This window comes from Vibrio kasasachensis (assembly GCF_050337565.1).
Taxonomy (GTDB): domain Bacteria; phylum Pseudomonadota; class Gammaproteobacteria; order Enterobacterales; family Vibrionaceae; genus Vibrio; species Vibrio kasasachensis.
Genome location: NZ_JAKJTB010000012.1, coordinates 153,938 through 170,212, shown reverse-complemented (window position 1 = coordinate 170,212; position 16,275 = coordinate 153,938). Strand labels below are relative to the sequence as shown.

At 42.8% G+C, this 16,275-nt stretch carries 16 protein-coding genes; 10 read left to right on the top strand and 6 right to left on the bottom strand.

Annotated elements, in window-relative coordinates:
* Positions 1-8: 8 nt before the first annotated feature.
* The 9 genes from L4C38_RS09600 (at position 9) to L4C38_RS09560 (ending at position 9,691) form a co-directional block, all read left to right on the top strand.
* Positions 9-635 carry a TorD/DmsD family molecular chaperone gene (locus tag L4C38_RS09600; RefSeq protein ID WP_428797330.1) on the top strand — a complete coding sequence of 209 codons (627 nt, stop codon included), beginning with the start codon at positions 9-11 and terminating at the stop codon, positions 633-635.
* Positions 636-698: 63 nt separating this feature from the next.
* On the top strand, positions 699-896 hold the full coding sequence (locus L4C38_RS09595; RefSeq protein ID WP_428797329.1) for a twin-arginine translocation signal domain-containing protein: 198 nt from the start codon (positions 699-701) through the stop codon (positions 894-896).
* A gap of 15 nt (positions 897-911) precedes the next feature.
* Complete coding sequence (locus L4C38_RS09590; RefSeq protein ID WP_428797328.1) at positions 912-3,767, top strand: formate dehydrogenase subunit alpha; 2,856 nt, start codon at positions 912-914, stop codon at positions 3,765-3,767.
* An 11-nt stretch (positions 3,768-3,778) separates the two neighbouring features.
* Positions 3,779-4,387: a formate dehydrogenase FDH3 subunit beta gene (gene fdh3B / locus L4C38_RS09585; RefSeq protein WP_428797327.1), complete on the top strand. Its 609-nt coding sequence runs from the start codon at positions 3,779-3,781 to the stop codon at positions 4,385-4,387.
* A gap of 14 nt (positions 4,388-4,401) precedes the next feature.
* Positions 4,402-5,451 (top strand): formate dehydrogenase subunit gamma, encoded by a 1,050-nt coding sequence (locus L4C38_RS09580; protein ID WP_428797326.1) that lies wholly within the window; start codon positions 4,402-4,404, stop codon positions 5,449-5,451.
* Complete coding sequence (locus L4C38_RS09575; protein ID WP_428797325.1) at positions 5,435-5,851, top strand: hypothetical protein; 417 nt, start codon at positions 5,435-5,437, stop codon at positions 5,849-5,851. The genes L4C38_RS09580 and L4C38_RS09575 overlap by 17 nt, the downstream gene beginning before the upstream one ends.
* 192 nt (positions 5,852-6,043) lie before the next feature.
* Positions 6,044-6,583, top strand: a complete 540-nt coding sequence (locus tag L4C38_RS09570) for a hypothetical protein (RefSeq protein ID WP_428797324.1) — start codon at positions 6,044-6,046, stop codon at positions 6,581-6,583.
* Positions 6,584-6,685: 102 nt separating this feature from the next.
* Positions 6,686-8,125 (top strand): OmpA family protein, encoded by a 1,440-nt coding sequence (locus L4C38_RS09565; RefSeq protein WP_428797323.1) that lies wholly within the window; start codon positions 6,686-6,688, stop codon positions 8,123-8,125.
* A gap of 345 nt (positions 8,126-8,470) precedes the next feature.
* Entirely contained in the window at positions 8,471-9,691 is a 1,221-nt protein-coding gene (locus tag L4C38_RS09560) for an ammonium transporter (protein ID WP_428797322.1), read from the top strand.
* 35 nt (positions 9,692-9,726) lie between these two features.
* On the opposite strand, the gene L4C38_RS09555 is transcribed toward L4C38_RS09560, so the two are convergent.
* Positions 9,727-9,906, bottom strand: coding sequence for a hypothetical protein (locus tag L4C38_RS09555; RefSeq protein ID WP_428797321.1), 180 nt, complete (start codon positions 9,904-9,906; stop codon positions 9,727-9,729).
* 120 nt (positions 9,907-10,026) lie between these two features.
* On the opposite strand from L4C38_RS09555, the gene cobB reads away from it, so the two are divergent.
* On the top strand, positions 10,027-10,758 hold the full coding sequence (gene cobB / locus L4C38_RS09550) for a Sir2 family NAD+-dependent deacetylase (protein WP_428797320.1): 732 nt from the start codon (positions 10,027-10,029) through the stop codon (positions 10,756-10,758).
* 75 nt (positions 10,759-10,833) lie between these two features.
* Here the strand turns inward: cobB and L4C38_RS09545 are convergent, their stop codons facing one another.
* The 5 genes from L4C38_RS09545 to potA all read right to left on the bottom strand — a co-directional run bounded on the left by L4C38_RS09545 (position 10,834) and on the right by potA (position 15,934).
* Positions 10,834-11,871, bottom strand: coding sequence for an extracellular solute-binding protein (locus L4C38_RS09545; protein WP_428797319.1), 1,038 nt, complete (start codon positions 11,869-11,871; stop codon positions 10,834-10,836).
* A gap of 178 nt (positions 11,872-12,049) precedes the next feature.
* Positions 12,050-13,084 (bottom strand): extracellular solute-binding protein, encoded by a 1,035-nt coding sequence (locus L4C38_RS09540; protein ID WP_428797318.1) that lies wholly within the window; start codon positions 13,082-13,084, stop codon positions 12,050-12,052.
* Between the two features lie 108 nt (positions 13,085-13,192).
* Positions 13,193-13,963, bottom strand: a complete 771-nt coding sequence (potC, locus tag L4C38_RS09535; RefSeq protein WP_428797317.1) for a spermidine/putrescine ABC transporter permease PotC — start codon at positions 13,961-13,963, stop codon at positions 13,193-13,195.
* Positions 13,963-14,820 carry a spermidine/putrescine ABC transporter permease PotB gene (gene potB, locus L4C38_RS09530; protein ID WP_428797536.1) on the bottom strand — a complete coding sequence of 286 codons (858 nt, stop codon included), beginning with the start codon at positions 14,818-14,820 and terminating at the stop codon, positions 13,963-13,965. Before potB ends, potC begins: the two co-directional genes overlap by 1 nt.
* Positions 14,804-15,934 carry a spermidine/putrescine ABC transporter ATP-binding protein PotA gene (gene potA, locus L4C38_RS09525; protein ID WP_428797535.1) on the bottom strand — a complete coding sequence of 377 codons (1,131 nt, stop codon included), beginning with the start codon at positions 15,932-15,934 and terminating at the stop codon, positions 14,804-14,806. Before potA ends, potB begins: the two co-directional genes overlap by 17 nt.
* Positions 15,935-16,275 lie beyond the last annotated feature (341 nt).

The window sequence follows — 16,275 nt, the reverse complement described above, 5'->3', positions numbered from 1 at the left end:
AGTAGGGTGTGGAGAATAACGACGAACAAGCAACACTACGCCAAGATATTTATTTACTGCTGGCGTCACTGTTCCGCCAAGTACCACCTCAAGAATTGATCACATTTTTAGCGGATCTAGATATTGAGAGCAGTGAAAGTGCAATGCAGCAAGCGTGGTTAGCACTGAAACAAGCCGCCAAAGAGAGTGATCAAGAATCACTAGAAGACGAATACCAAAATCTATTTATTGGTATCGGTCGTGGTGAAGTCATGCCATTTGGTTCTTGGCACATGGCTGGTGCGCTAATGGAGAAACCGTTAGCACAGATTCGACATGATCTAGAACTTCTAGGTTTTGAGCGAGCAGATCAAGTTAAAGAACCTGAAGATCATATTGCAGCACTTTGTGAAGTGATGGCTATGCTTTCAGAGGAAGAGGTTGGGACACAGCAGGTTTTCTTCAACAAACATTTAGCCCCTTGGTTTGAGCCTCTTGCAAAGCAAATCGAACAAGCAAAAAATGCCAATTTTTATCTGTCAGTTGCTCAATTACTTCGTGCATTTTGCACGCTTGAGCAAGTGCAGTTTAGTCAAAATGTAAAAAGTAAAACTCATTTTAAAATTGATGTAAAAAACGTAACTGAGTACGAATAATTGCGTCGATAAGAGGGGCTTAAAGCCTCCAAAACACTACCTTAAGAGGGTAAGGAAGCAACCATGAAAGACAATAATGAAATTAACACAAGCCGTAGGGATCTCCTCAAAGGCTTAACAACTGCTGCCGTTGTTGGTGCCGTTGTCGCTGGCACAACGAAAGTGGCAACCGCTGCAGAAACTGCAGAAATTAAACCTGATGAAAAGAAGACTGGCTATCGTGAAACTCAGCACGTTCGCGATTACTACGACTCACTGTAATTTGGAGCATAACGCATGAAATTAGTTAAACGCTCCGATTCTGTGAGCAAAGAGCAAAACCAACTTGGTGTTTCTCGTCGTACATTTATGAAGAACTCATCGCTTGCAGCTGGTGGCGCGGTGGTTGGTGCAAGTCTATTTGCACCGGGAATGATGACGAAAGCACAAGCTAAGCCTGTAGATCCAGAAGCGAAAACAGAAGTAAAACGTACAATCTGTTCTCACTGTTCTGTGGGCTGTGGTGTATATGCAGAAGTTCAAAATGGTGTTTGGACAGGTCAAGAGCCTGCTTATGATCACCCATTTAACGCTGGTGGTCACTGTGCTAAAGGTGCAGCACTGCGTGAACACGGTCATGGTGAACGTCGTTTAAAATACCCAATGAAGCTTGAAAACGGTAAGTGGAAAAAGCTTTCTTGGGAAGATGCGCTAAATGAAATCAGTCAAAAGGCGCTCGATATTCGAGAAGAATCAGGTCCTGACTCCGTCTTCTTCCTTGGTAGTGCAAAGTACAACAATGAACAAGCGTATTTATACCGTAAAATGGCGTCACTATGGGGCACCAACAACGTTGACCACCAAGCACGTATCTGTCACTCAACAACGGTAGCCGGTGTAGCAAACACTTGGGGTTACGGTGCGATGACCAACTCTTTTAACGATATGCATAACTGTAAGTCGATGTTGTTTATCGGTTCAAACCCTGCAGAAGCTCACCCTGTAGCAATGCAGCATATCTTAATCGCTAAAGAGAAAAGCAACTGTAAAATCGTTGTAGCGGATCCTCGCCGTACACGTACCGCAGCAAAGTCTGATCACTATGTATCTCTTCGCCCTGGCTCTGACGTAGCCTTTATCTGGGGTGTCCTGTGGCATGTATTTGCCAACAAGTGGGAAGATACACAGTTTATCCAGCAACGTGTATTCGGTATGGATGAAATCCGCACTGAAGTAGCAAAATGGAGCCCAGCTGAAGTAGAGCGTGTTACAGGGGTAAGCGAAGCTGACGTTTACAAGACGGCTAAGCTACTTTCTGATCATCGCCCAGGCTGTGTTGTTTGGTGTATGGGTGGTACTCAACATACCACTGGTAACAACAACACTCGTGCTTACTGTGTACTTGAACTTGCGTTAGGTAACATGGGCAAATCAGGTGGTGGTGCAAACATTTTCCGTGGTCATGATAACGTACAGGGTGCAACTGACCTTGGCGTACTATCTGACACGCTGCCTGGCTACTATGGTCTTTCTGAAGGTGCATGGCGTCACTGGTCTAAAGTTTGGGACCTAGATTTTGACTGGGTTCAAAAACGTTTTGACAATAACGAGTACGGCGGTCAAAAACCAATGAACAGTGCAGGTATTCCTGTATCTCGTTGGGTGGACGGCGTTCTTGAAGACAAAGATAAGATCCGTCAGCGCGAAAACATCCGTGCCATGTTCTACTGGGGTCACGCTGTGAACTCTCAGACTCGTGGTCCAGAGATGAAAAAAGCAATGCAGAAGTTGGATATGATGGTGATAGTTGACCCATACCCAACAGTAGCAGCGGTAATGAATGACCGTACTGATGGCGTTTACCTATTGCCAGCAACAACTCAATTTGAAACTCACGGTAGTGTGACGGCATCTAACCGTTCGCTTCAGTGGCGTGATCAGGTAATCCAACCATTGTTTGACTCAAAACCTGACCACGAGATCATGTACCTACTTTCACAAAAACTAGGTATTGCTGATCAACTGTTCAAAAACATCAAAGTAGAAAACAACCAGCCTGTTATTGAAGACATTACTCGTGAATTCAACAAAGGTATGTGGACAATTGGTTACACAGGTCAAAGCCCTGAGCGTTTGAAAGAGCACCAACAAAACTGGCATACGTTCCACAAAACTTCGCTAGAAGCAGAAGGTGGTCCAGCAAACGGTGAAACCTACGGTCTGCCATGGCCATGTTGGGGCACGCCAGAGATGAAGCACCCAGGTACTCACATCCTTTACGATACGTCGAAAACTGTTGCAAATGGTGGCGGTAACTTCCGTACTCGTTTCGGAGTTGAGTTTGAAGGTCATAATTTACTTGCTGAAGATAGCTACTCAAAAGGCAGTGAAATCCAAGATGGTTACCCAGAGTTTACTGACAAGTTGTTAAAACAACTTGGTTGGTGGAACGACCTAACTGCAGAAGAAAAAGCGGCTGCGGAAGGTAAAAACTGGAAGACCGATTTGTCTGGCGGTATTCAGCGTGTGGCGATTAAGCACGGTTGTATTCCATTTGGTAATGCGAAAGCGCGTGCTGTTGTTTGGACATTCCCAGACCGCGTACCGCTACACCGTGAACCACTATACACACCACGTCGTGATCTAGTGGCAGATTACCCAACTTGGGATGACAAAGAAGCGATTTTCCGTATGCCTACGCTGTACAAGTCGATTCAGGATCAAGATAAATCGGGCGAATATCCAATTATCCTGACATCTGGTCGCTTGGTTGAATACGAAGGTGGTGGTGAAGAAACACGATCGAACCCATGGCTAGCGGAACTGCAACAAGAGATGTTTGTTGAAGTTCACCCTAAAGATGCGAACGATCTTGGCTTTAAAGATGGCGATGATGTTTGGGTTGAGGGCGCAGAGAAAGGCCGTATTAAGGTGAAAGCGATGGTTACTCGTCGTGTGAAACCTGGCTTAGCATTCCTACCATTCCACTTTGGCGGTAAGTTCGAAGGTGAAGACCTACGTCATAAATACCCTGAAGGTAGTGATCCATACGTTATCGGTGAAGCAGCAAACACCGCAACCACCTACGGTTACGACCCTGTTACTTTGATGCAGGAAACTAAAGTAACCCTATGTAACATTCGTAAAGCGTAAGGAGTCAAAAGATGGCACGAATGAAATTCCTATGTGACACCAAACGCTGCATCGAATGTAACGGCTGTGTGACTGCATGTAAAAATGAAAATGATTCGGCACTTGAATGGGGCATTCAACGTCGTCGCGTTGTTACTCTCAATGATGGTGAGCCGGGTGAGAACTCGATCTCTGTAGCTTGTATGCATTGTACAGATGCGCCGTGTATGGCTGTTTGTCCTGCTGACTGTTTCGAGCACACGGAAGATGGCATCGTACTGCACAATAAAGATCTATGTATCGGTTGTGGCTACTGTCTATTTGCTTGTCCATTTGGTGCACCTCAGTTCCCTAAACAAGCATCATTTGGTGAACGCGGTAAAATGGACAAATGTACTTTCTGTGCAGGTGGTCCTAACACCGTTCCTGGCTCAATTGAAGAGCAAGAAAAATATGGTGCGAACCGTATTGCGGAAGGTAAATTGCCAATGTGTGCGTCTCTATGTTCAACGAAAGCACTGCTAGCGGGTGATGCAGAGAAAGTCTCTGATATCTTCCGTCAACGTGTTGTTCAACGTGGTGCTGAGAATGCAGGCTGGACAAACGGTGAAGATCTTTCTTTCGACGCAACTAAAAGCTAAGTTTGGAGAGAGATATGATACATCTGTTTAAACGTCTCTCTCTTGCAGTGCTGCCATTATTGGCAGCACTGGTAATGACTCTATCGCTGCCTGCAACAGCGCAAGAATCAGTACCAGTTGCACAGAAAGAGATGGCCCAGTTAGCAGGAACCGAATTTTGGAAGGAAGTTCGTGAAGGCGAATCTGGCTATACAACGTCTAAGTTCCCAGAGCACGGTGTTTTAATTAGTACGCCGGGCGAAACTTGGTTTGTACTAAAAGAGAAATGGATGTCTCCGGCTGGTGCAGTAGCAATCTTCGGCAGTATCGCTATGGTTATCATGGCGTATGTGTTCGTTGGTCCACTAATGCTGAGCAAACCACGCACGGGTAAAAAAATGAAACGCTGGTCTCGTTTGGACCGAGCACTTCACTGGAGTATGGCGTTTACTTTCTTAACACTTGCATTTAGTGGCTTGATGCTTGTTTATGGCAAGCACTTCTTAAAACCCTATGTGCCAGATGATTTTTGGGGCTTTGTGGTGATGCTAGCTAAGCAATATCACAACTACATAGGACCTTTATTCTTTGTATTACTTACATTGGTTCTACTGAAGTGGTGGCGCAAGTCTATCCCAACCATGACTGACATCCGTTGGTTCATGAAAATGGGTGGCATGGTGGGTAAGCATAAAGGTACCCATCCATCGGCGGGCTTCTCAAATGGTGGTGAAAAAGCAATTTACTGGTTGCTAATCGGTTTTGGTGCTATCGCTGCGGTAAGCGGCTTGATCCTTGATTTTCCAATCTTTGGTCAAACTCGTCGCGACATGGAAATCTCTAACTTAGTTCACATGTTCTCAGCGCTTATCCTGATCTGTGGTTTCATTTTCCACATCTATATCGGTCTATTCGGTATGGAAGGTGCGCTAGAAGGCATGGTAACGGGTGAAGTAGACGAAACATGGGCGAAAGAGCATCACGACCTTTGGTATGAAGAAGTGAAAGCTCAAGAAGCAATGGGAGAAGACAAGCCAGGCGAAACAGCGTCAAAAGGAGTGAAAGCCGATGAACAAACCTCATAACGGTATTTGGGTTGCGTACATCCTCAGTTGCTTTACGCCTTTTACGTTCCTTATTTCAGGTGTAGTCGCAATTATATATGCGGGCTACCGTCTGGATAAAGGTGAAGATGATGACGTTGTTACCTCGCATTACTACGGTCTAATTCGTACGTTTTTCTTGTACTTCACCTTCTTTGTTGTATTGATTGTGACAGTGGCAACGACTAACGGCGTATTGGCGGGCATCGAGCGTTACTGGTATCACAATACTCTACTGGATAAAGTCGCTTACGCGATTCCAGTCGTGGGTGGTGTGTTTGCTATCCTCGCGATTCTGGTTTGGTTTATGCGCATGTTCCAAGGGATGCAGCAACTCAAACAGAACAAGCCACACCGTCCTTCAACAGGTCCAAATCTGTAGAAATCAAAGTGTTTAGTCTAAGCCAGTCATTTTATGACTGGCTTTTTTTTGACTTAGCGAAAAGCGCGATGACATTAGAATTACATTCGAATCTGTCGGTTGGCTAGAAAAGCCATCGTTAAGTCCAATTGCATTTTAAATTAACATAACAAATACTTTTCGGTTACAAGTTAAAGGCAAGATAGGGACCTTATGAAATGGATGTTATTGTTTATTGCTACCAGTTTGTCATGGACAACCTACGCAAAAGACACCGTTGATAAATATGGTGATTTAGAGGTAGAGAGACTGGAAAATGCCGGTTGGTTTGCTGCTTTGTCTGAAGTAAGTATGGTTGATGAATCGATACTGAGACAGGAATTTTCCGACATATTGCGAAACTGCATAATTGAACATCAACATACTTCTCAGCAACACCATCGTCAGCAAATAAACGAGTGTGTCGATGAGCGTTTCAGTCAATATTTGGATGTGCCTTTAAAAGATCTGCGCAATTGGGACAATCAACTCGTACTGTTGGAAAGCGACAGTGCGAGTATAGATGAAAGGTTGAAAGCATTAGAAACGCGGTTTGTTCACATTAGTGAAAAACAGATATTAACAGAAGCGGACGTGCAACAAATCAATCAAATCATGCAACAGATGAGTGCTCTTGCTTTAGAGAAAGCCAATGTGGCGAACCGACATATGGAAGAAGTTTTGCCTCATATTGAAAACATTATTAATAACTAGCAACAACAGTCAGTTACGCAACACAGAGCTAGCAGTGCGTATCAATAAACGCAATACCTTGCGTATCGTCAATCAAATATACAAATTCATAAAGGAACAGGGATGAAGAAGTTTGCCTTACTCGGCCGCTCAATGGTTTTATCAATCGGTTTGCTGTGTTCGTACACGACAGCCGCCAACGACAACTTGTTTACTGAGTTGCCTGACTCTAAGGTCGAGAAGAAATCACTGAGGCATTACTCACCTTATTGGATGGTGAATAATATGGTGGGTAATACTCCTAAGTCTGAAATTATTAAGGGAAAAGTTCGCCGAATCAATTACAAGCTGCCCCCCAGTTATCTTCCTGAGCATGCGATTAACAACTACGCGTCTCAACTAGAAAAGCATGGTGCAGAGCTACTTTTCCGCTGTGATAAGAAAGAATGTGGAAACTGGGACAGATTGCAGAAAATTGTTGGTCCACTGAATACCTTGTCAGAAAGAAACCCGTCTTTGGTGACGGCTAAGCTGACGAGTGACGCGAAGAGTCTCTATGTATCCGTTTATGCGACGAACTGGAAAAATGGCATGAATGTTCAACTCGACGTGGTGGAAATAATCGACGAACCATTGAATTTAGTCACAATAAACCCAGACTTTCTTGGTTCTGAAGTTAAACAAGTCACCCATAAGGACCTAACACATAAAGATCAAAAAGGATCGAGCGATCACCCTATGATTCAACGTTTGCCTGGGGCTTATATCTGGGAATATAAAAAACTTGGTTTTCAACAAACACCGGTGGCCGTGGGTAAAAACCTAAATATCGAGCAGCGTGAGGGCAAAATCACCTCTATTGGATACCGATTGCCCCGTACGTATTCCGAGTATGAAGTGGATTCCAACTATAAATCAGCTTTTGAAAAACTTGGTTTTGAATTGCAGGCGTCTTGTTCGGGCATCGAGTGTGGTGATAATCGTAAATTTGTTAATAAGATCAAATCAGTCGTTTATAACGGAAATGATAAGAGCCAAAAATATCGCCTTTATACATTGAAACGCGCTGAAGGTAACGTGCATGGTTTAGTTTATGTCATCGGTTATAAGGGCGCATTGTGGGCAGAAGTTCGCATCATTGAAGAAACAACCTTAGTGGATGATCGTGTTGAGATAGATCTCGATGGCTTGATTAATGGGATTGAACAGAATGGGTACGTTGCATTGGACGGACTGCTGTTCAAATATGACAGCGATGAGATGCTACCGGAGGCAAACTCAGTATTAGAGGTGTTGACTGAATACCTAAAAGGCAGCCCTAAAGCTTTGTTCTATGTTGTTGGGCATACAGATGATAAGGGTACACAACAGTATAATGCATCTCTATCTGAGCGACGAGCGCAAGCTGTGGTTAAAGCTCTGGTTAATCAGCACCATATTCCTAAAGGGCAATTGAGCGCGAAAGGGATAGGAGAGTTTTCACCGGTTGCCAATAATTCCCACGAGCAGGGACAAAAGCAAAATCGCCGTGTTGAATTGGTTGTTCGTTCGGACAACAAATAGCTTTAGTATCGTTTGACCTTTTATAGCCAGTCGTAAATCACGACTGGCTTTTTTATTTTTGAATGATTTTAGACATAGCCAAAAGCAGAAAGGTCAGTTCTCTGCGCTTTATCATAGTGCACCATCACCAAATCAGTGCAACTAGTCCAAGTAAGTCTTCGAGTAGCGAAGCGCTTTTTTAAAAATACGCACGTAACAACAGTCACTTAATTAATTCTAATCGAGTATCACGTTGTTGGAATACAAATTGCTGAGAGAGTGGTTATTTAAGGCAATTCACCATTTCGGTGAAGAAAAACGAAAGATGCACAGGATAAGTGCACTGTATAACATGGAGAGTAAACAATGAGTGTAACTGCGAGCCAGGTACATGGAGCTGTACAAACACTAACGCAAAGTTCCGACACCCTTTTCTTATTACTCGGTGCCATCATGGTCTTTTTGATGCATGCAGGTTTTGCGTTTCTTGAAGTAGGAACGGTGCGCCAAAAGAACCAAGTAAACGCCTTAGTAAAAATACTGGCTGATTTTGGCATCTCCGCTATTGCGTACTTTTTTATTGGCTATTGGGTTGCCTATGGTGCTAATTTCTTTGCCGATGCTCAAACACTATCCGAAGGGAATGGTTATGAACTGGTTAAGTTCTTCTTCCTTTTGACCTTTGCCGCTGCGATTCCCGCTATTGTCTCTGGCGGAATTGCCGAGCGAGCTCGTTTTTATCCTATTCTTATTGCCACGTTTTTTACCGTGGGGCTCGTTTACCCACTATTTGAAGGCATTATTTGGAATGGGAATTTTGGTATCCAAGCTTGGTTTGACGCCCAATTTGGTGTTGGCTTTCACGACTTTGCTGGCTCTGTCGTTGTGCACGGCGTCGGTGGTTGGATTGCATTGGTTGCGGTTATTTTCTTAGGTATGCGAAAAGGGCGTATTCGCGCTGGTAAACACACTAACTTTGTACCCTCAAACATCCCATTTCTCGCATTGGGTGCGTGGATTTTGTGTGTTGGTTGGTTTGGTTTTAACGTGATGTCGGCACAGACACTTGATGGGATCAGCGGTTTAGTTGCTATGAACTCTTTAATGGCGATGGCGGGGGGTATCGTCGCTTCGTTGATTGCTGGTAAAAATGACCCAGGCTTTATTCATAATGGACCTTTAGCCGGACTAGTCGCAATTTGTGCGGGGTCAGATCTGATGCATCCTATTGGGGCTTTAGTGACTGGTGCCGTCGCCGGCGTGCTGTTTGTCTACTTATTTACCTTCTTACAAAACAAAACCAAAATTGATGATGTGTTAGGTGTTTGGCCTTTGCATGGTGTATGTGGTGCTTGGGGGGGAATTGCCGCTGGTATTTTTGGTCAAAGTAGTTTGGGCGGTCTTGGAGGCGTGAGCCTTACCGTGCAAATTTTAGGTACATTACTCGGTATTTCTGTCGCAGTGTTGGGCGCACTGACTGTCTATGGGGCAATCAATGCGGTAACAGGGCTTAGATTGTCTGAGGAAGAAGAATATAATGGAGCTGATTTAACCATTCACCGAATATCTTCAACCAACGATGATTGATTCTTTGAGAGCGGCTATAAGCCGCTTTTTTGCCCCTAGCAGTTACCTTTCTTCGCCTGTCCTGGAGGGCAGAACTTATAGTCGCCATTGTGGTGCTTATCGTTGTCCTTAGTACTAACTTTGACTTCGACATCCTCTATCTCACCCTCTACACGCGTCAACTGACAACCCATTAATGTAGTAAGTAACACAAGTACTAGAGATATTCTCAGCATTGTTTTTCCTCTCAAAATTTACTTTCAATAGCGACCATTACGACCATGGTCTAATCCATATTACTACTGTTGCTATTCTTTCAGTGTTAAGCTTACGTAAAAGAACAACAAGGACTAGTTATGAATTTCCCTTATAGAAATATTGTAGTACTTACAGGAGCGGGGATCTCTGCAGAGTCAGGTATTCAGACTTTTCGTACCCAAGATGGATTGTGGGAAAATCACCGTATTGAAGATGTTGCTACACCTGAAGGGTTCGAACGTAATCCAAATTTGGTGCAAGATTTTTACAATCAGCGTCGTAGTAAACTTCAGGATGAGTCAATACAACCGAACGCAGCCCACAATGCTCTTGGTCGCCTAGAGCAAGAATTGGATGGCACGGTAACTGTCATTACTCAAAATATTGATAACCTGCATGAGAGGGGCGCTAGTCAAAATGTTATTCATATGCATGGTGAGCTATTAAAAGCCCGCTGTAGTGAATCCAATCAAGTTATTGAACATACTGATGATATCCACACTGGTGAATTATGCCATTGCTGCCAAATGCCCGCACAAATGCGACCACATATTGTTTGGTTTGGTGAAATGCCGCTGCGTATGGGTGACATTTATGCTGCTATTGAAAAAGCGGATTTATTTGTTTCAATCGGTACGTCAGGGGTGGTCTATCCGGCAGCAGGATTCGTTCACGATGCAAGAATGCACGGGGCTCATACGATTGAAATAAACCTAGAACCGAGTGCGGTTGAAAGTGAATTTCAAGAAAAGAGATATGGAAAAGCAAGCATTGAAGTGCCAAAACTGGTAGAAGAGATCCTAGCAACAAAAGATGCTAAAAGTGCATAAACTCACTTAAAAAACTATTTAGAAAAAACAAACGCGACCTCAGTCGCGTTTGTTTTTTTCGGTAGAGTAGAGCGATTAGTTATTCACTTTTAGCTTCTGGAAGTACTCTTCGTAAAGAACACTTGCTTTCCCTACTTCATCTTGCCACACACCGCTGTCCATTACATCTTGAGGTGGGAAGATATTGGTATCGTTAACAAACTCTTGTGGCAATAGCTTATATGCCGATTCTACAGGAGTAGGGTAACCAATCTCGAGTGCAATTTTTGCTGCATTCTCAGGGCGGAGAAGGAAGTTGATCATTTTATGTGCAGCATCGATATTTTTTGCACCAGTAGGAATTGAAATACTATCCATCCAGAAAATTGAACCTTTCTCTGGCCAAATAATATCAATTGAAGCACCTTCTTGACGCGCAGCGTATGCTGAGCCGTTCCATAACATACCAAGAGATACATCACCTGATAAGAATGGAATTGCTGGATTGTCAGAGTTAAAAGTTAATACATTTGGCATTAACTTTCTAAGTTCTTCGTAAGCTGCTTTGATCTCGTCAGGGTTTGTGGTGTTAGGCGAGTAACCCAATTTAGTGAGAGCAATATGGAATACTTCACGTGAATCATCCATAAGCATTAACTGACCAGCCCATTTGCTGTCCCAGAAATCATCCCATTTAGTAACAGACGATTTAGGCAGCATTTCTGAGTTGATACCAATACCAGTCGCGCCCCAGATATACGGGATAGAGTAGTTGTTATTTGGATCAAAAGGTTTATTTAGGTAATTTGCATCTAGATCTGCAAAATGTGACAACTTAGACTTATCTAGTTTTTGTAGCATGCCTTCTTTGCGCATCTTAGATACAAAGTAAGTAGACGGTACTACCAAATCATAACCAGCACCTTGAGTTTTCAACTTCGCGTACATACTTTCGTTTGATTCGTACGTTGAGTAGATTACTTTGATACCAGTTTCTTTTGTAAAGTCTTCAAGAACTTCGTTAGGGATGTATTCCGACCAGTTGTAAAAATAAAGTTCTTGATCAGCAGCCATCGCAGAAGTGGCGAATAGGCTAGCTGCGCATAGTGCGCCTGCATAGATTTTACTTTTCATTATATTTCCGTTTTATCCTACTAAATCAGTACATTATCAATCCTGACAATATTGTCTGAGAGTAGTATTGTGTATAAAAAGTTATTTATTACTAATTGAGATAATTAGTTAATGGATTATATCAGCCCCAAATAAAAATAGGCAGCGAATGCTGCCTATTTTGTATTTTCAATTTGGATTACTGACCAGCTTTAAGCTTAAGAAAGTAGTTTTCGTACTTCACGGTCAAGTCGCCAATAGAGTCTTGCCATTCAACACGGTCAAGATCTTCTTGAGATGGGAACAGTGGTGCCACATCTTTGAATTTCGCGTTAGATTCAGCAACAGCGGTTAGATAACCGGTATCGCTAGAAATTTGCTCTGCAATTTCAGGGCGTAACAAGAAGTCGATCATTTGATGAGCGGCTTTTACGTTCTTCGCACCCGAAGAGATCGCAAAGTTGTCAACCCAACCAATACCACCTTCTTTAGGGAATACAAGTTTAAGTGGTAGACCTTCTTTTTGAGCCGCTGCTGCGCTGCCGTTCCAAAGCATACCAACACCAATTTCACCCGACATGTATGGTGCACCAGGGTTATCAGAGTTGAATAGCAGAACGTTTGGCATTAGCTTTTGAAGTTCAGCGTACGCTTCATCAATCTGCTTAGGATCGGTTGAGTTACCTGAGTAACCAAGCTTGCGTAGTGCAATGTGAAATACTTCGCGAGTATCGTCCATTAGCATAACTTGACCTTCAAGCTCAGGTTTCCATAGATCAGCCCAGCTATTGAAATCGTTTGGGTCGTACATATCGGTATTAACTGCAAGACCAGTGATAGCAACAACGTGGGGGATAGAATAGTCGTTGTTAGGATCAAAAGGCTTATCTAAGTAGTTGTTGTCTAGCTTGTCGAAGTTAGTCAATTTTGACTTATCGATTTTTTGAAGCATACCTTCATCGCGCATTTTTGCTACGAAGTAAGTTGAAGGAACAACAAGATCATAACCTTGGTTATGGGTCTTTAGCTTGGCGTACAAAGTTTCATTCGACTCGTAAGTAGAGTAGATAACTTTGATACCAGTTTCTTTGGTAAATTGCTCTAGGATATTACTATTAATGTAAGGTCCCCAGTTCATAAATACCAATTCTTTGTTTTCGTCCGCTGTCACTGCACCAGAGAACAGGGAAAGCGCACATGCACTACCAGCTAATAGAGTAGCCCACTTTTTCATCGACGTTAGTCTCCAAACCAAACGTTGCTCAATCTTCACTGAGCGATTTATAAAAAAACAGAATGGTAACCATTCTGTTTCATGAAAAGTTCGCGATAATACTTTGCTTTACTTTACTTTTTCTCTTGCGAGTAACTGTGATGTAATTACAAGCGCTAAAGAAATAATAAGCATGACAGTCGCGAGAGCATTCACCTCAGGAGAGATGCCGACTTTAACCATTGAGTAAATTTTCAATGGCAGAATTTCATAAGTTGGACCGGTTACAAAAGAACTGATGATTACGTCATCGAGTGATAGTGTAAAGCTCAATAACCAACCAGCCGCCACTGCTGGCTTAGCTAAAGGTAAGATAATTTGTTTCAAAATCACCCATTCGCTTGCACCAAGATCTTTTGCCGCTTCCAACATTTTCACATCAAAACCATTTAAACGGCTGTATACGGAAACTACAACAAATGGCAGACAGAAAGTAATATGTGCAACTAAAAGAGTAAGGAACCCTAGCTGAGCACCCATAACCAAAAACAGTGCTAGTAATGAAATCGCCATGACAATATCAGGCGACATCATGACAACAAATAGCATGCCGTTTACTAGCCCTTTACCTTTAAAAGAGTAACGGAATAGGGCAACGGCCGTTAAACTACCGATAAGTGTAGCAGCTGTCGCGGAGAACACCGCGACATTCAAAGAATGCCACGCAGCTTGCATTAAGCTGTCGTTATTAACTAACGTCTCATACCATTTCGTAGTAAATCCACCCCATTTCATGCCAAAACGGTTCTCATTAAATGAGTTCACGATCAGAACAATAATAGGTAGATATAAAAATGCATATACTAACGCCATAAAGCTAAATCTAACTGTACGTCCCATTAGTCTAGCTCCACTTTCTTATTCAATAGTTTTCCGGCTCTGTAATAGGCATATAGCATCACTGCCATAGCAAAGGTTAAGGCGATACTTGTTGCCGCACCGAATGGCCAGTCACGGGCATTAAGAACTTGGCTTTTAATTACGTTACCAATTAGTAGATTCTTCGCTCCACCCAATAGGTCAGATATGTAGAACATACCGAGTGCAGGGAGCAACACCAATAAACATCCGCCGATGATGCCAGGCATCGTTAGTGGCAAAATGACTTTGGTGAATGTTTGGAACTTACTCGCACCTAAGTCTTTTGCCGCTTCAATATAAGTGTTATCGAGTTTCTCTATCGCACTATAAAGCGGCAGAATCATGAATGGCACCAAGATGTACACTAGGCCAATCATTACGGCTGTTTCGGTATACATTAGACGCAGTGGTTTATCGATGATGTCCATCGCGATCAGCGACTTGTTTAAGATCCCTTGAGTGCCCAATACGATTTTTAAACCATACGTGCGAATCAAAGAGTTGGTCCAAAATGGAACAATAACCAAAAACAACATAATAGGGCGCCATTTTTCAGGCATTTTCGCGACGATATAGGCAAACGGATAACCGATAATCAAACACAGTACAGTCGCAATGATAGCCATGTAGAAAGAGTGCATTAGCACTTTTGCGTACAATGGATCGATTAAACGAATGTAGTTATCCAATGTGAAGGTCATTTCAATAAGGTTTGCTTCGTCACGAGTCAGAAAGCTTGTTCCGATGATCATTAGGTTAGGGATCAACACAAACAGTGTTAGCCACCCAACGATCAGCGTGATGATAGCATTCTGAAGACTAATCTTCTTGCTCATCATTTAACACAACCTCCCAACTCTCAACCCAAGTAATTGCAACCTTTTGACCTAAAGAGTGGTCTACATCAGGATCATCTTCATTGAAGAATTCGCTAACCATGACACGCATACCAGATTCAAGCTGAATAACAGAATCTAGCGTCATGCCTTTGTAGGTACGCTCCATTACGTGACCAACAATGCCACGCTGCTCTGATTCTTTGATTTCTTCGATACGTAGATCTTCTGGGCGAAGCAATACTTGCAGTTTGTCACCAGAAGTTGCTTCGTTCTCGTAATAAACAACCGACTCAACACCTTCAATTTCCGCGCGAATACGCTTATCATCGATACGTTCAAGCATCGTTGTGTTGAATACGTTAATCTCACCGATAAAGCGAGCCACGAAAAGATTCTTCGGCTCTTCATAAATTTCACGTGGTGAACCATCTTGCTCAATCACGCCATCACGCATAACAATGATGCGGTCAGACATTGAAAGGGCTTCTTCTTGATCGTGAGTTACGAAGATAAAGGTAATGCCTAACTGGCGCTGAAGCTGTTTAAGCTCAATTTGCATTTGTTTACGCAATTTGTAATCAAGCGCTGACAGCGATTCGTCAAGAAGCAATACTTTTGGTTTGTTGACAACCGCACGTGCAATAGCAATACGCTGCTGCTGGCCACCAGAAAGCTGGTGAGGCTTGCGTTGTGACATCTTCTCGAGGCGAACCATGCGCAATGCTTCCATAACACGAGGTTCAATTTCTGCGTTAGCCACTTTTTGCATGCGCAGACCAAATGCCACGTTTTCAAACACAGTCATATGAGGGAATAATGCGTAACTCTGGAATACAGTGTTGACATGCCTTTGTTCAGCAGGAACTTGAGTTACGTTTTGTTCATCGATGATAATGTCTCCATTATCCGCGGTTTCAAAACCTGCAATCATCCTAAGAACGGTGGTTTTACCACAACCTGATGGACCTAGAATTGTTAAAAATTCACCATGGTTAACATCAAGGTTAAGATTACCGATGATTTCCTTACCATCGAAACTCTTACTAATCCCAGTTAGACGGATAACTGGTTGCTCTGCTGTTTGTTTGTTCAACGTCTGTTTTTCTCCCACATTGGTCATTATGAGCTCAAAATCATCAATGACCCGTAGTTACACAAATAGAGCCGCGCATCATAATCACCAATAGTGTGAATTCAAAGCATTTTCTTTCCTCATCATAGAAAAATTTTTGCAGGTAAAAGTAAACATTATTTACCATACTGTTTTTAAGGGGCTTACATGTTTCTAAGAGAATTAAAGAAAAATAAAGAAACGAGCGAGTTTCACTCTAAAGGCTTGATGTTTTGCGACTATGTTGATTAATTATCAACCAAATGGACAATAAAGCAAGAGTGAGGTGTAGAATCCATGGGAGTGTCTAAGCGCTTTAAGTATAATGACCAACATCGCAA

Excerpts from the sequence above, each read along its gene's own strand:
- L4C38_RS09595 (WP_428797329.1), top strand. The coding sequence starts at position 699 with ATGAAAGACAATAATGAAATTAACACAAGCCGTAGGGATCTCCTCAAA.
- L4C38_RS09590 (WP_428797328.1), top strand. The coding sequence starts at position 912 with ATGAAATTAGTTAAACGCTCCGATTCTGTGAGCAAAGAGCAAAACCAA.
- fdh3B (WP_428797327.1), top strand. The coding sequence starts at position 3,779 with ATGGCACGAATGAAATTCCTATGTGACACCAAACGCTGCATCGAATGT.
- L4C38_RS09580 (WP_428797326.1), top strand. The coding sequence starts at position 4,402 with ATGATACATCTGTTTAAACGTCTCTCTCTTGCAGTGCTGCCATTATTG.
- L4C38_RS09575 (WP_428797325.1), top strand. The coding sequence starts at position 5,435 with ATGAACAAACCTCATAACGGTATTTGGGTTGCGTACATCCTCAGTTGC.
- L4C38_RS09570 (WP_428797324.1), top strand. The coding sequence starts at position 6,044 with ATGAAATGGATGTTATTGTTTATTGCTACCAGTTTGTCATGGACAACC.
- L4C38_RS09565 (WP_428797323.1), top strand. The coding sequence starts at position 6,686 with ATGAAGAAGTTTGCCTTACTCGGCCGCTCAATGGTTTTATCAATCGGT.
- L4C38_RS09560 (WP_428797322.1), top strand. The coding sequence starts at position 8,471 with ATGAGTGTAACTGCGAGCCAGGTACATGGAGCTGTACAAACACTAACG.
- L4C38_RS09555 (WP_428797321.1), bottom strand. The coding sequence starts at position 9,906 with ATGCTGAGAATATCTCTAGTACTTGTGTTACTTACTACATTAATGGGT.
- cobB (WP_428797320.1), top strand. The coding sequence starts at position 10,027 with ATGAATTTCCCTTATAGAAATATTGTAGTACTTACAGGAGCGGGGATC.
- L4C38_RS09545 (WP_428797319.1), bottom strand. The coding sequence starts at position 11,871 with ATGAAAAGTAAAATCTATGCAGGCGCACTATGCGCAGCTAGCCTATTC.
- L4C38_RS09540 (WP_428797318.1), bottom strand. The coding sequence starts at position 13,084 with ATGAAAAAGTGGGCTACTCTATTAGCTGGTAGTGCATGTGCGCTTTCC.
- potC (WP_428797317.1), bottom strand. The coding sequence starts at position 13,963 with ATGGGACGTACAGTTAGATTTAGCTTTATGGCGTTAGTATATGCATTT.
- potB (WP_428797536.1), bottom strand. The coding sequence starts at position 14,820 with ATGAGCAAGAAGATTAGTCTTCAGAATGCTATCATCACGCTGATCGTT.